Raw genomic sequence first — 14,268 nt, forward strand, 5'->3', positions numbered from 1 at the left:
TTTGCCACCCAAGGTAATCCTTTAAGATTAGAGGTGTAGCAAGCTACTGAGGATACCTATTATACGACTCTTTCTAGTGGTACTAATCTCGTTATGCGGGATCCGAATAATTATTATGAGCTGACACAGTTTGAAGATAGCGATACCTCTTTTTATATTATTAATGCCATTACTGGTCAGGAGATGAATCATTTTTCTTGTGAGGATAACTCAACTGAAAATGATCAGTATGCTTTGATTGCTCAAATGGAGCCAGAGCATTTTAAATTTAAGCCTATGACTAATGATCTTAGAAATATTTTGACTGAGCGTTTTGAAAATAGGTAATAGCCTGCATAGTTGCCAACCAAACACTATAACCACCTTGAATCACGCCCAAATTACCCTCATAATCTAACCACTTCCAAACAATAAATAGCCTAAGTAAATATGCCGACTGAAAACAATACCGATGAGCTTAGATTCGATGAATTAAGTAAATTAGCAAACACAAGTGACGATAATTCAAATATGACAGAAAACAGTAATAAAGCGTCTTCACAACCTGATATGGTTGTTGATTTACCAGTACTCGCTAAAGACAGTTATTATTTAAGCCGTCTAGAACGTGAGCTGGCGCGAGCTGCTGTGGCTAACAATAAAAAAAATTCTGACGATAAAGCCGATGATGGGCTAACTAAAAAACGTGCGCAGTATGAAAAAATCAAGACCCGCTCACAGCAAGCGGTGCAGGCACGTATGGATAGTATTCCAGACAAACTAACAGAAAAACTGAATCTTGATTTGCCCGTCAGTCAACGTGCAGAAGATTTAGTACAGGCAATTATTGATCACCAAGTCATTATTGTTGCAGGGGAGACAGGTTCTGGTAAGACGACGCAATTGCCCAAGCTGGCAATGCTGGCAGGTCGCGGTATCACTGGGCAGATAGGGCATACCCAGCCTCGACGATTGGCCGCGCGCAGTGTGGCAAACCGTATCGCTGAAGAATTAGGCGAGCAGCTCGGTAATACTGTCAGCTTCAAGATTCGCTTTAATGAGCAGGGTACGGCGCAATCTGTTGTTAAGCTGATGACCGATGGTATCTTGCTGGCAGAATTGGGTCACGATAAATTCTTAAGTAAATACGATACCATCATTATTGATGAGGCGCATGAGCGTAGCTTAAACATTGATTTCATTATGGGTTATCTGAAAAAACTGCTGCCCAAACGCCCTGATTTAAAAGTGATTATTACCTCAGCAACACTTGATACCAAACGCTTTAGTGAATATTTTAGCCGCTATGATAATAAGCTAAAACGCAACGTACCTGCGCCTATTTTCAATGTCGAAGGTCGTAGTTTTCCTGTTGAAGTTCGTTACCGTCCGCTGACCGATGAGCCAGTGAACAGCTCGGATGATGACAGCTATGATGACTTTGAAGAAAATCTGCCACGTGCGGTCGTTGCCGCCGTCGAAGAATGCTTTAGCGATGCACAAAATAAAGGTCATGCTGACCAAGCAGACATCTTGATATTTGCCGCCACAGAAGCTGAGATTCGTGAGCTGCAAGAGGTGCTTGAGCGTCATGGACCCAAGCACACCGAAGTGCTGCCACTATTTGCACGGCAGACTTATGAAGAGCAGCAGCGCATCTTTCAACCGTCAGGTCGTGGTCGGCGTATCGTTATTGCGACCAACGTTGCCGAGACCGCGCTGACCGTACCGGGTATCCGCTATGTGATTGACTTGGGTTTTGCGCGGATATCACGCTATTCGTATCGCTCGCGCGTACAGCGTTTACCGATTGAGGCGATCTCGCAAGCGGCTGCCAATCAGCGTAAAGGTCGCTGCGGTCGTGTTGCGCCAGGTGTTTGTATCCGTCTTTATAGTGAAGAGGACTTTACCGGTCGTCCAGAATTTACCGAACCTGAGATTTTACGGACCAATCTTGCATCCGTTATTTTACAGATGGCCAATCTGCGCTTAGGTAGTGTTGATGATTTTGCCTTTATCGAGCCACCCGATAGCCGCTTGGTTACTGATGGGCATAAATTGCTTGATGAGTTAGGCGCGATTACCTCGAAAAGCGAAGCAACTGCTGCTCATCAAACCAATAAGCCAAAACCAAAAAAAGGTCTCGATCATTTAAGCCTGACGCCCACTGGACAAAAAATGGCGCGTATGCCAATCGATCCAAGGCTAGCACGTATGTTGGTTGCCGGCAGTGATTTTGATTGTATCCGTGAGATGCTGATTGTAGTAGCGGCTCTTGCTGTACAGGATCCACGCGAGCGTCCTGCCAATAAACGCCAGCAAGCCGACCAAAAGCATGCGGAATTTCGTCAAGATGATTCTGACTTTTTATTCTATCTGAGTCTGTGGAAAGCGCTATTTGAAAAAGATGAAGATGGCAATAAGCTGTCTGGCAATCAGCGTAAGAATTTTACCAAGAAAAACTATCTGAGCTTCCCGCGTGTACGTGAGTGGAATCAAACCCATCGTCAGTTAGTACAAATGGTCACAGACCTCAAGCTGACGGATGTTAAAGAGGCAAAAGCTTCCGATAAAGGAACTGATAAAAATGCTTCGTTAGAAAACATGACCAGCGACCCTACCGCGATAGAAGATGAAGAACTCAAAGCGGTTAAATATGCCAATTTACACCGCGCATTATTGACAGGTCTATTGTCTACGATTGCGCATAAAACTGAGAATCGTGGTGAATACTTAGCGGCTCGCCAGCAAAAAGCCAAAATCTTCCCAGCCAGTACGGTATTTAAACAAGTACCACCTTGGGTCATGGCTTTTGAAGTGGTCGAAACCTCGCAAGTCTTCATGCGCACTGTTGCCAAAATTGAACCAGAGTGGGTTATCTCAGCGGCAGGTGACTTATTAAAGTATCACTACTTTGAGCCGCATTGGTCGAAGAAGACTGGACGAGTGAAAGCTTACGCGCAGATTAGCTTATTTGGGCTGATTATTATTAGTAAGCAGCTGACCAACTATGAACAAGTCAATCTCAGTGAGTCGCGAGAAATCTTTATCCGCGATGGTTTAGTGACTGGTAGTTTGGGGCGTCAAGCGCCATTTTTACAGCATAATATGGATAAAATCGCTGATATTGAGCGCATTGAAGATAAATTACGTCGTCGTGATTTGTTGGTTGACGAAGAAGCACTGTATCAGTTTTATGATAAAAAAATACCTGAGCATATTGCCAGTCGCAAAGCCTTTGAAGATTGGCGTGCCGAGGTTGAAAAAACTGATACCAAATATCTATTTTTTACCGATGATGACGTGCTCAATAGCCAAGCACCGACCACAGGCGATTTTCCAGAAGTGTGGAAATTGGGTGATCTAAAACTACCGCTACGTTATGTCTTTGATCCGTCCAGTGAGGATGATGGCGTGACCATTCGTGTGCCACTTGCCGCGCTACCGCAGCTTGATGCGATTGAACTATTATGGGGCGTACCCGGTTGGCGTTATGAGCTAGTATTGCAATTGCTTAAGTCACTACCAAAGGATATTCGCCGTCAAATTGTACCGATTCCTGATACAGCCGATAGCTTGTTTGATGAACTGCAACCCGCTAGTGGACAAGGATTGCTTAAACAGCTTTGCCAAGCGCTCAACCGTCGCGGCGTTATGTCAGTGACGCCTGATAGCTTTAATCCCTCTAGCATTGATCGCTATTTGCAGCCGCAAATCTGTGTGGTCGATGACAAAAATCGTATTATCGAAAAGGGTCGCGACCTGCAAACCCTACAGGTTCGCCATGCTCAAGAGACCCGCCAAGCGGTGAATGAGCAGCAAGGTACGCATACTGAATTCCCTGAGCATTTTGCCTTTAGCAAAAATCATCATAGTGCAGGGGTGGTGATGAAGCAGTTTGCTGCTTTGGTTGCAGATGCGTCAGGTGAAGCGGTATCTATCCATCAATATACCGATGTCAATGCCGCGTTACAGGCGCACCGTATCGGCGTTTTGACCCTGATAAAAGGTAAGCTTGGTGCGAAGAAAAAACAGCTGACCAGCCAAATTGATAAGATATTCAAATTGGCATTCGCGCCACTTGGTGATATGGAGAAGCTAAAAACTATCGTCATCGATGCGGCATTGGACGCGTCGCTTGAAGAGCATTATGTGTTATTCGATCACAGTGCTGATTTGCCTGAAAGCGCTGATGATACTGCCGTAGCGCTTGCTGAAGAATTGCCCTTTACGCCAAAGGAGTATGAAAAAACCTTGGAAGTGGTGTCGGGTAACTTTCTATTGACGGGACAAAACGTCATAAAAATTCTTAAAAATGTCTATACCCGCTGGCAACGTATTCGTCAAAGCTTACTCATGCTCGATCGAGAGGTATTTGGTGAGTCTATCGAAGATATCGAAGACCAGTTAGAAGATTTGCACTTAGCTGATTTTGTTTATCGTATGGATTATAACCATTGGCAGCAGTATCCGCGCTATCTAGAGGCGCTTGAAATTCGTATCGAACGGCTTGAGCACAATCTCGAATCTGATCTCGAAGGGGTATACGCGCTTGATGTGCATATGGAGCGGTTGGCAAATCGCGCCAATGATAAAGCCATTAGTGAGTATCGCTGGATGGTCGAGGAGTATCGTATTCAGCTATTCGCGCAACCGATGAAAACCCGCATGGCAGTGTCACCGAAGCGCCTAAGCAAGATGTGGGATAAAATGAGTTAGGATAGCGTTAGATTTTTAAAACTTGCTAATTGACAGCATATGACAATTGTCTTGTATAGCTCTTTGATTTAGTCGATAATATTTGATTAAATGAAAGAGCTATTATTTTTTATACCAACGTTTTTTGGATGTTACCTAATATATTGATGTAAGTTTTTGAGCAGGATAAAGGATAATGATTAAAGGTAAATTGATAATATTAGGATTTGCATCAACTATATTTATGAGTACGGGCTGTGATGAAACACAAGCCAGTAATAATAAAAATGTGAAGGTATTTGCGCCAACAAGCGTAGAAAAAGAAGTGCAGTTACGCGGCAGTTTTAAAAGAAGCTTTGAGATTCATGAGCTCGTTTCTTATAACATTATTTACTATGTGTCAGACCCAAAGCAATTATTAATTAAAGATTCAAAAAGTCTCAATCAAAAAGGCTATTACAAATATTTCGAAACTTGCGTCATTGGTAACATTAGCCCCATCGGTCAATATGGGCCTCTAGGCAAATATCAAAATCAAATAACTATTCGTGAGATTTGCGCGTAGCTTTGATAGCGTAGGTTATCGAATGGATACCCTACTGATTTTAAGTAACCAACCCTCACTCACTATCGATAAAAAGGCTGGGTTAGCAATTGCTAACCCAGCCTTTTTTTTTGAGTGTCACTATTTTTCTGCGATGGATAAATCTTTTATGAAACAAAAAAGCAAAGGTGGCGTCATATGACCTTTGCTCTAAAATTTAGCACCTGAGTAAAATTAGTGGCTGATCTTTTCTGTCAGCACACCCATACTATAAAGCAAGAATGCTATAACGGTCAGTGCTACAATAAATGGCGTGAGTATCCAAATCACCACGTTGATCAATAATGAGGGCAATAATCCATTAAATAATACCGTGTTTGGTGTAAAAAAATCCGTCATGACATCGACTGCACGCTTAGCTACGGGGAATAGCAAGGTGCTTAGTGCCAGCATATAAATATACTTGCTAAAACCAGGGTCGCTCATGACCACCATAAAATAAAACACCAAGAAATAAGTGACACCCAATGCCCAGCATTTGAGAGTATAGCTTAAACGAATCATGTTAGTGCCTCCCGAAATATTCTGACGATCACACGTAGAAAAATTATTATAATAGTTGCTAAATTATGAATATATATTATATGTTATAATATGAATATATAGACCAAGTCAACTGTTTTTTTCTTGGGTAAGATATTTCGTCGTTTGTTTGGCTGGAAAGAGGGAGGGTGTAGGAATCTGTTAAACAGATAATTACATTGTGTACGCAGTTGCTTATGAAGCTGTCAAGACGCAGAGAGATTGCCTTAGTCAGAAAGCATTATAGTAGGGGCATTATGGTGGGGGCCTCATTCTAGATATTTAACTCACTGCTTGGGCTTACTCCAAATAGCCGTTTATATTCACGGCTAAATTGGCTGGGACTTTCATAGCCTACTTGCATGGCGATTTGCGATACTTGTGCCTCGCCGAGTTGAATAAGCTGCCGTGCTTTCATCAATCGTAGGCTTTTTTGATATTGAAGCGGGCTTAGTTGAGTGATTTCTTTAAAATGTTGATGAAATCCCGACACACTCATACCGCATCGACTGGCCAAATCTTCTATGATGACGGGCTCTTCTAAATGCGCTTTTAGCCAATCGGTAGCTTGGGCAATACGGTGGGTGTGACTGCCGTTAACCATCAGTTGCCGAAGCTTATGACCTTGCTGTGCTGAGAGCAGACGATAATAAATCTCTTGCTGAATTAAATATGATAAAAACCCTATATCATTTGGATAATTAAGCAAGTCTATCAGCCGCTCGAATGCAGTTAATATGATGTCTTCTAACGGCCATTTTATACCTTGATGCTCATAATCGGCATTTTTCTGAGGTGGTATTTGTGCCATGACCTCACGAATGAGCGCCAGATTTAATTTCATAGACAATACGATGACAGGCTTCTCTACAGTGGCGTGTTTGATATGCATGCTTATAGGAATATTGACAGGGCAGAACATCAGGTTGCTGTCATCAAATTTCTGGCAATCTGTACCTAAGTAAATTTCACGCGTGCCTTGTAAGACGATACATATACTAGGTTCTTGGATATAGCTGACAGTCTTTCTTGGTCTGTCGGCACAATAAAAAAACAAGCCTGAAATGCCTGATTCGATGGTTTGGTTTTTGGGTAATATACTAAGTAGCTGCTCTACCGTTTTTGTTTTCATGATTTATGCTTACTTTATAATTCGCCTAATGATATAAATATTTATAGTATTAGGCAAGAATTCTGGAGTAATGCTCTACCAGATTAGCGTGCTCACTTCTATAATGATGGCATCAAAACGCAGTAAGATTGATTTGCAGCGTATTGCCCAATACCAATAACATGCCAATCCATAAGGAGTATATGATGAAGATTTTCTATAAAACGCGAGCAACGGCAACTGGTGGTCGTTCTGGTCATACAGGTCTTGACGATGGTTCGCTAGGTTTTGATCTGGTCTCTTTTCAAGAAACAGACAAGGAAGGTGTCAATCCAGAGCAGCTTTTTGCAATGGGTTATGCGGCTTGTTTTGATAGTGCTTTAAATCTGACCGCCCAGCAAATGAAACTGCCAATCACTGCCTCAAAAACCTCGACCCAAGTGGGTATTGGTATGAAAGCCGATGGTAGCTATAACCTAGATATAGATTTGTATGTTGAAGTGTCGGGTATTGATGAGGCTCAAGCGCAAACACTGATAGAAACAGCTCACCAAGTTTGCCCATACTCTAATGCTACTCGCGGTAATGTCGATGCACGTTTGCATGTAACCGTGGTTTAACGGTCCGCCGTAGTTAATACCTAACGACTGATTCAACAGCTGTTCTAATAACTATAAACAAATATAAAAACGACATGACTTTCAACTGCTTGGGTACATAAAGTATTCAGGCAGTTTTTTATTGAATAATTCAATGTTGATCATTAAGATCAAATTATCAGGCATGAAAAGTTAAGCACAAAAAAGAGCCAGTAGTTTGATTACTGGCTCTTTCGTTTTCAATAGATGTGAGTACAAACATGGATTTTATTCAAATAACCACCACGTATTATTTACGCTTGTTTCTAAGATTATTATAGTTGGCAGTTCACTTGGTATTGTTGACCATTGTCTGATTTGATGGTCATGATGCCGTAATCCGCTTTGGTGTGCCAATCGTAAGTGGTTTTAGGGTTAACATTATTGACATAACGAGCGCCAGAACCTGATACTGCTTGCTCCATGGTGATTTTTGCGTTGGTTAAGCCAACTTTAGGCAAGGTCACGTTTAGGTTAGCAGTTTGACCATTGGCAGTGTAAGCAGCAGTGAGTTGACCGTTGTCTTCACAAGTGAATGATTGGACTACTGGCTGAGTATTGGTCTCTGGGGTCGTAGTGGTTGGTGCATTAGTGGCGCAGGCAGACAATAATAGAGCAAAAGGTGCTACGGCTAATAATTTTTTCATAATATGCCTCAAAAGTATCGGTAAAAGTAGGTTGTTACTTCAAGCAACATGATACCGTAGAGAATGTAACTTCATGTTGTGTTTGAGGGCTATGGTAGTAATCTTATCTGTCTTTTTTATCACTAAGCCTCTCAGTCTTTATTGGCTTATTTATTTTAAATAACGAATGAGGATATTTCACGTAGGGGCTTTTTCTCTATTTAAAATAAATACCAATACTGCACCCAAGATAACCGAGCTTGCTATAACGAATGGCAATGTCAATTGCTCAGATAAAAATACCACGCCTAATATCGCAGCCAGTATAGGGACACACAGTTGTACAACTGCTGCTTGGGTGTTTTTTAACAAAGGCATGGCCATATACCAGATGCTGTAGCCCATACCAGATGCCATCGCTCCTGATGCACAGGCCAAAAGTACGCCCTTAATAGTGATGTCACCTAAATTGATGTTTTCCAAGCCTATATTGTCTAGGTAAGTCATGCTTATCACTAACAGTATGGGCACTGCTATCAGACTCCGAATGAAATTAAAACCTGTGGCTCGCAGCGGTGACACGCATGATTTGCCGCGTATGCTATATATGCCCCAAGCGGCACCACTGATTGCCATAAGCACCGCCGCTAGTAACGAAGGCACCGCTGCTGACGGTAGCATCAAATAGACAAACCCTGCTACCGCTACGATAAATGCCAGCCATTGTAAGCCGCTCAATTGCTCTTTCTTATAGATGCCCCAACCAATCATCGTCAGCTGAACCGCTGAAAATAGAATCAGCGCTCCTGTACCAGTATCCAACTCTACATAAGCAATCGAAAAGCATAGCGCATAAATCACTAAGCTCAGACTACTTAACCAGCTACCTTTGTCGTTTAAAATAGCAGCGTGAGCAATACTGTCAGGCTCTCGCACGTGCTGTCGTAACCGATAAGCATGAATGGTCATGATAATACCTAGGCAGACAGCAGCGCTCAGCAGGCGCAAAATGGTAAAGCTCCAAGCATCTATATGACCCTCTGCTAACGCCATACGGCAAAAGAGAGAGTTTGCAGCAAAGGCGATTAATGCAATAACGGTGTACAAGGTGGCTTTCAAAAATAATTCCTACAATAAAGAAGTTGGTTTTTAAATAAAATAGGCAAATTCGACTTTTAGGGATGTTGTTGTAACCGATTTTTTACCAGCAGAAATACTGGCTGAAGTGCGAAAACCCCGTTGCTAGTTGTCAATTGGGAGATTTCTCACAACAGATCATATTTTATTGCACTCGCAGGCAAAAGTATTTTTTAAATTGGACTGATGATAGTTGAATTAACAATAAAGGCTGACTACAAAAGTGATGTGATGTGGGTCAAGCGCATACTCAGAACGATTGCTTAAATGAATTGTCGTAAATTAAATAAAAACAATAGATAGGAAAAAGTAATATGGATTGGGCAAGTATCTTTATTCATGACACCACTTGGGCATTTGCGCTTGAGATATTGGTGCGTGTCAGCGTCATGTTTGTACTGATTATTTCGTTTTTGCGTTTGACGGGCAAACGCGGCGTCCGTCAGCTGTCAATCTTTGAGTTGACCATTATTTTATCATTGGGTTCTATCGCAGGTGACCCTATGTTTAACGAGGATTTGCCGATTATTCAGGCGGTGCTGGTCATGAGCGCCGTTATCCTGCTGTATCGACTGTGCACGTGGATCATGATGGAATTCCAACCTTTTGAAGATCTGTTAGAAGGGAAGTCGCTCTATATTGTAGAGGACGGAATGCTGGTACTCGATAAGATTAAAAAGGGTAAAATGTCTCATGATGAGTTTTTTACTGAGATGCGCCAACAAGGGGTTGAGCATTTGGGTCAAGTGCGTACAGGCTTGTTAGAGACGGACGGTAATTTCAGTATATTGTTATATCCACCTGAAAACACTGGCTATGGTATGCCGCTTTTCCCTAAGCAGTATCAACCCGTCGAAGAGATAGAGTCAGAAACGTATTATGCATGTATGCACTGCGGCTATGTCGATTATATATCTGACCCAAATCAGCTCTGTGAACGCTGTGAGAATGGATGTCGAGACTGGGCGAAGGCCTTGAATAGCGAGATCATTAGATGATAATAAATGAGATGATAGCTATATTGAATTATCTATGAGTAGATCGAGCGGTCTTATGTTGACAGGCTTAATAATAGCCAATTATACCAACGTAAGACAGCCCTAGACTAAACGCTTTTAACATGCCCTATCTGAGTTAGGCAATTTTATACCAATCAATTTTACGGGTCATGACCATCACGCAAGCGAGTAGCACAAAACAGAAGACAGCACCAAGCAATAAATTCATATCTTCGGTGGTTAATATGCCGAAAAACGCCGCATACAATCCTGCCAGTGTGACAGTGAAAATCGCCGCTCGCTTGACGCCGCCCAGTACATAATAAGCATACCAACCAATGAGTCCAACACAGGCGCTGGCAGCAATGGCATACGCCTTCCAAAAGACAATTTGCTCAGCAAGTGGTAATAGTAAGACATAAAACACAAACAGCGCACAACCGACCAACAGATATTGAATAGGGTGAATACGACTGGATTTGATCACTTCAAATAAGAAGAAAGTGCCGAATGATACTAAGATTAATAATAAGGCATATTTCATCGTTCTTTCAGTTTGTAAATATACATCATTAGGCTCAGCAAAACTTACACCAAAGCTGTTCAGGCGCACGTTTCGATAGCTATCAGGTATGGCAGTAGCTTCTGCTGTAACAGCGCCTTCCATTGCCATAAGCGCATCACCAGAAGCCATTGACTGGCTATTATTATCGAGAGTGGCTTGACTGGTGACGACACATCGGTTGTTAGCGCTGCTGATACACTGCGACAAATCTTGATTGTTGGCTATTGTTAAATACTGATTTTGCCAACTGGCTTCAAAACCTTTAGCGGTAAGTTTTTTGGCATTGGGGAGCGCCTTACCAATAAAGTTTGGTGCATGCCAATTACTGCGCATCGTTAAGTTAAAGTTTTGTCCAGTCGGCACAGTGTTTACATTGCTAATACCAGCTAACGGTAAATCAGTGACGATTTCTGTACTGGTTAATGACTCGCTAGCACCGTTCGTAGCAAGGGCGTTATTGCTATTCTGTTGGCTCGTTATATTTTTTACTGAATGCTGTAATATATTTTGCGGAATAGCTACTTCTACATAGGTTAGATTTTTCAGCAGCGCTGTCTGAGGGTAGGTCGCTTTTATCGGTTTTTTATCAATGGTCACCGTTGGTAGCGTCGCCACGCCGCGCAGATCTGATACTGGAATAATCAATTTTGCTGCGTTCCAGTGGATGATGGCTTTTTCGGGCTGGGTGTTGTTTTTATTGGTAGGTGTGTTGATGGAGACTTGTGCGTCACTAGTTTTGCTCGTAGTTTCATATAAGCTGCTGATGGCTTGATCAAAGGTATAGCGCTGGTCAAATGTCAACGTACCATCATAACTGGTCGCATGATAGATGCCACGTTTGTAGGTATCAGTGCTGACTTCAAGGTCTTGTATGGCTTGGGTCTGACTGGCAAAGACAATTTCATTTTTTGAATAGGATGGTGCACACTTACTGGTTGTTTCAGGTGCTGCAACCTGACATTCAGGCGTAATTGTGGTAGGTATGATGATAAATGGGGTGATGACTTCTTGCGGATTGACGTGCTGCTGGGCAATTTCTTTGACCACCGACGCGGCATAATTTTGTCGTTCGTAGATCACTGAGCCAATCATACCGAGACCGATGGCAAAAATAATACAAAGTCCGGCGATGATGGACAATTTAGTCAATAGTGTTTTTTGCATGAAAGCTCCTCATATGAATCTTTAGTCCAAAACTGTGCATATAACAGTCAGTAGGTTCAAAGAAGAGCATAGAGGAGAGGTGAAGAAAAAATATGTAAGAACGATGGAGAGTGTGTGGAAAAATAAGCCTTAGTGTTTTCTGATACTAGTATCTTCTGGCATCAGTGTTTTTTAGTATCACCAACCACTTTATCCATAATAGCAAACAATAAGCCAGACAACACAAAAGTCATATGAATGATGACTTTCCACATGAGTTTGTCCGCTTCACCCTCACTCAATTCATTAGGAATATCCATAAATGATTTTAATAGATCAATCGCAGAAATAGCGACGATGGCACCGATGACTTTTAGTTTTAGACCAGAAAAATCTACTTTTCCCATCCAACTAGGTCGATCAACGTGATCACCAGTGTCAATTTTTGAGACAAATATTTCATAGCCACTAAATATAATAATTAATAATAAACTGGCTACTAAGGAGAGGTCGACCAACACTAATATATTAACAATGACATCTGATACAGAAGCGCTAAATACAGTATTGAACATCATGACTGTTTTTTGAATGAATTTTATAAATAATAAAATAATCCCTAAGACCAGCCCTAAATAAAAAGGCGCTAATATCCAGCGGCTGTTAAAGATGGTTTTTTCTAGGTATCGTTCAATGTTTTTTAGCATGGACATCTCTTAATGCTCTTAAAGGTAAGGTTGTAGGTCATTTACTGATAACGTGGTATAGGATGGGTTTAAGAAAGCCATTCGAGCACTTGTTGTACCCGCTCATCTCTATCACCACCTATGCGATGAAATGGCTTTTGGTGACGGGTCAACTGACTTTCAAAATAAGCACTGATTTCATCACGTTGATGTGGGCTATCTCTTAGGTCATCGGCGACCCACGGGATATCAACTTCGGTTAATAAAATCAAGTCGTAATGATGCGTTAACGCCGCATTGGTGAGCGCTTTAGGGCAATCGCCATAATACCAGTTGGCATAAACCATTAACTCAAACAGACTGGTATCACAAAACAAGTAGCTGCTATCAGAATTTTGCGCGGCTTGTTCAGCGAGTTTATTTTCTAACTCAATTTGACCTTGTGCAATAGGGAGTAAATCCTCCCAAGTGCAAGTGAGGTGTTCCTTATCCCATTTCGCTTGTAGATAGGTGCGCATGTATTCTGGCACCCAAGGGCAGCCAAAATGCGCTGCCAAGTCGCGACATAGCGTGGTCTTACCAGTGCTCTCTGCCCCTAGGATAGCGACATTGATGACCGATTTAGGCGTATGCTGCTTTAGGTTGCAAGCGGTAACGTCGTTGCCATTCATAGTAAGCCCAAATTGCGATAAGAGTGAAGACTACGTATTGTAGCGCAGTAAAAGTGAGACCTTTATAAAAGTATAGCGGGACTGAAATAGCATCGGCGATTATCCAGAGTATCCAATGCTCAATTTTGCGCCGCGCCATCAGCCACATCGCCATCAAAAACAGCGCGGTGGTCAGCATATCGGTGTAATCGACCCACGTAAATAAATGCAAGCCTAATACCGCGCCATCAAAACTAAAGTTATTATTGATGACTGGTCTGAAGTAATACACCAACGCGACAAAGGCAATAGTCGCCGAGGCTAGTAAGGCGAGTATTGGCACATCTTTTTTATCGAGATGTTCTACTTGAATAGCATTCTGGACGTTAGTCGCTAACGACTCATTTTGCTGCTGACCAGTAGGGTTGATATAATCTTGCTGTTTTTTTATGGCTGTGTTTTTCTTACTTTGTGTCCAATTGATCCAGCCATATAGACTCATCACCGTATAGTAGGCATTGATAAACATATCGCCAAATAATTGCCATTTCCATAGTAGATAGACAAATATAGCGGTGCTGACGAGGCCTATCGGAAATACCAAAATATTGGTTCTGCTGGCGAGTAAGACACTTGCTACCCCAAATATGACGGCAATCAATTCCAGAGCAATAAAGACAGTGGGATAGTCAGCGTATTGTCCAAATAACCAGTTAAAAATTTCTACCATGAGTATTCCCAAATATGAGCGGGTTTTATGTCTCGCAGTTTTATGCGCTCGAACTGTGAATGTGTCGCTAGCAAAGTGCGCCAATTATAACGTAGCTGCTCCAAAATGAAGTCAGGACTTTGCTTATTTTTCGCAACAAACAGATTATTTGTAACAAAGTATTAGAAAAATAATTATATTC

At 42.0% G+C, this 14,268-nt stretch carries 13 protein-coding genes; 5 read left to right on the forward strand and 8 right to left on the reverse strand.

The genetic code is table 11. From position 1 onward, the window contains the following. The first annotated feature begins 93 nt into the window (after positions 1-93). The 3 genes from JMW94_RS03430 to JMW94_RS03440 all read left to right on the forward strand — a co-directional run bounded on the left by JMW94_RS03430 (position 94) and on the right by JMW94_RS03440 (position 5,242). Entirely contained in the window at positions 94-327 is a 234-nt protein-coding gene (locus tag JMW94_RS03430) for a hypothetical protein (RefSeq protein ID WP_201601208.1), read from the forward strand. A gap of 183 nt (positions 328-510) precedes the next feature. Further along, entirely contained in the window at positions 511-4,698 is a 4,188-nt protein-coding gene (gene hrpA, locus JMW94_RS03435; protein WP_201601388.1) for an ATP-dependent RNA helicase HrpA, read from the forward strand. A 175-nt stretch (positions 4,699-4,873) separates the two neighbouring features. Next, on the forward strand, positions 4,874-5,242 hold the full coding sequence (locus tag JMW94_RS03440; RefSeq protein ID WP_201601211.1) for a hypothetical protein: 369 nt from the start codon (positions 4,874-4,876) through the stop codon (positions 5,240-5,242). A gap of 213 nt (positions 5,243-5,455) precedes the next feature. Here JMW94_RS03440 and JMW94_RS03445 read toward each other — a convergent pair whose 3' ends face one another. Together JMW94_RS03445 and JMW94_RS03450 are read right to left on the reverse strand one after the other, a co-directional pair. Continuing rightward, positions 5,456-5,785 carry a hypothetical protein gene (locus JMW94_RS03445; protein WP_087814267.1) on the reverse strand — a complete coding sequence of 110 codons (330 nt, stop codon included), beginning with the start codon at positions 5,783-5,785 and terminating at the stop codon, positions 5,456-5,458. Between the two features lie 292 nt (positions 5,786-6,077). Next, positions 6,078-6,935 (reverse strand): AraC family transcriptional regulator, encoded by an 858-nt coding sequence (locus tag JMW94_RS03450; protein ID WP_201601214.1) that lies wholly within the window; start codon positions 6,933-6,935, stop codon positions 6,078-6,080. Between the two features lie 185 nt (positions 6,936-7,120). On the opposite strand from JMW94_RS03450, the gene JMW94_RS03455 reads away from it, so the two are divergent. After that, complete coding sequence (locus JMW94_RS03455) at positions 7,121-7,534, forward strand: organic hydroperoxide resistance protein (protein WP_201601391.1); 414 nt, start codon at positions 7,121-7,123, stop codon at positions 7,532-7,534. Between the two features lie 293 nt (positions 7,535-7,827). On the opposite strand, the gene JMW94_RS03460 is transcribed toward JMW94_RS03455, so the two are convergent. Together JMW94_RS03460 and JMW94_RS03465 are read right to left on the reverse strand one after the other, a co-directional pair. After that, positions 7,828-8,199, reverse strand: a complete 372-nt coding sequence (locus JMW94_RS03460; RefSeq protein ID WP_045447422.1) for an MliC family protein — start codon at positions 8,197-8,199, stop codon at positions 7,828-7,830. A 177-nt stretch (positions 8,200-8,376) separates the two neighbouring features. Next, on the reverse strand, positions 8,377-9,297 hold the full coding sequence (locus JMW94_RS03465) for a DMT family transporter (protein WP_201601217.1): 921 nt from the start codon (positions 9,295-9,297) through the stop codon (positions 8,377-8,379). 332 nt (positions 9,298-9,629) lie between these two features. Here JMW94_RS03465 and JMW94_RS03470 point away from each other — a divergent pair, with 332 nt between their 5' ends. Next, complete coding sequence (locus tag JMW94_RS03470) at positions 9,630-10,313, forward strand: DUF421 domain-containing protein (RefSeq protein ID WP_201601220.1); 684 nt, start codon at positions 9,630-9,632, stop codon at positions 10,311-10,313. 136 nt (positions 10,314-10,449) lie between these two features. Here JMW94_RS03470 and creD read toward each other — a convergent pair whose 3' ends face one another. From creD to pnuC, 4 genes are all read right to left on the reverse strand, one after another. Beyond that, positions 10,450-12,042, reverse strand: a complete 1,593-nt coding sequence (gene creD, locus JMW94_RS03475) for a cell envelope integrity protein CreD (protein ID WP_201601223.1) — start codon at positions 12,040-12,042, stop codon at positions 10,450-10,452. A 161-nt stretch (positions 12,043-12,203) separates the two neighbouring features. Further along, entirely contained in the window at positions 12,204-12,728 is a 525-nt protein-coding gene (locus JMW94_RS03480) for a TIGR00645 family protein (protein WP_045447433.1), read from the reverse strand. Positions 12,729-12,796: 68 nt separating this feature from the next. Further along, positions 12,797-13,378, reverse strand: coding sequence for an AAA family ATPase (locus JMW94_RS03485; RefSeq protein ID WP_055125437.1), 582 nt, complete (start codon positions 13,376-13,378; stop codon positions 12,797-12,799). Beyond that, positions 13,329-14,087, reverse strand: coding sequence for a nicotinamide riboside transporter PnuC (gene pnuC, locus JMW94_RS03490; RefSeq protein WP_201601226.1), 759 nt, complete (start codon positions 14,085-14,087; stop codon positions 13,329-13,331). The genes JMW94_RS03485 and pnuC overlap by 50 nt, the downstream gene beginning before the upstream one ends. Positions 14,088-14,268: the final 181 nt, after the last annotated feature.

Origin of the sequence: Psychrobacter immobilis (genome assembly GCF_904846185.1) — a bacterium.
GTDB classification, from domain to species: Bacteria; Pseudomonadota; Gammaproteobacteria; order Pseudomonadales; family Moraxellaceae; genus Psychrobacter; species Psychrobacter immobilis_B.

What these genes read in the sequence shown, in the direction of transcription:
- creD (WP_201601223.1), bottom strand. Translation starts at nt 12,042, where the DNA reads ATGCAAAAAACACTATTGACTAAATTGTCCATCATCGCCGGACTTTGT.
- hrpA (WP_201601388.1), top strand. Translation starts at nt 511, where the DNA reads ATGACAGAAAACAGTAATAAAGCGTCTTCACAACCTGATATGGTTGTT.
- JMW94_RS03430 (WP_201601208.1), top strand. Translation starts at nt 94, where the DNA reads ATGCGGGATCCGAATAATTATTATGAGCTGACACAGTTTGAAGATAGC.
- JMW94_RS03445 (WP_087814267.1), bottom strand. Translation starts at nt 5,785, where the DNA reads ATGATTCGTTTAAGCTATACTCTCAAATGCTGGGCATTGGGTGTCACT.
- pnuC (WP_201601226.1), bottom strand. Translation starts at nt 14,087, where the DNA reads ATGGTAGAAATTTTTAACTGGTTATTTGGACAATACGCTGACTATCCC.
- JMW94_RS03460 (WP_045447422.1), bottom strand. Translation starts at nt 8,199, where the DNA reads ATGAAAAAATTATTAGCCGTAGCACCTTTTGCTCTATTATTGTCTGCC.
- JMW94_RS03440 (WP_201601211.1), top strand. Translation starts at nt 4,874, where the DNA reads ATGATTAAAGGTAAATTGATAATATTAGGATTTGCATCAACTATATTT.
- JMW94_RS03455 (WP_201601391.1), top strand. Translation starts at nt 7,121, where the DNA reads ATGAAGATTTTCTATAAAACGCGAGCAACGGCAACTGGTGGTCGTTCT.
- JMW94_RS03450 (WP_201601214.1), bottom strand. Translation starts at nt 6,935, where the DNA reads ATGAAAACAAAAACGGTAGAGCAGCTACTTAGTATATTACCCAAAAAC.
- JMW94_RS03485 (WP_055125437.1), bottom strand. Translation starts at nt 13,378, where the DNA reads ATGAATGGCAACGACGTTACCGCTTGCAACCTAAAGCAGCATACGCCT.
- JMW94_RS03480 (WP_045447433.1), bottom strand. Translation starts at nt 12,728, where the DNA reads ATGCTAAAAAACATTGAACGATACCTAGAAAAAACCATCTTTAACAGC.
- JMW94_RS03470 (WP_201601220.1), top strand. Translation starts at nt 9,630, where the DNA reads ATGGATTGGGCAAGTATCTTTATTCATGACACCACTTGGGCATTTGCG.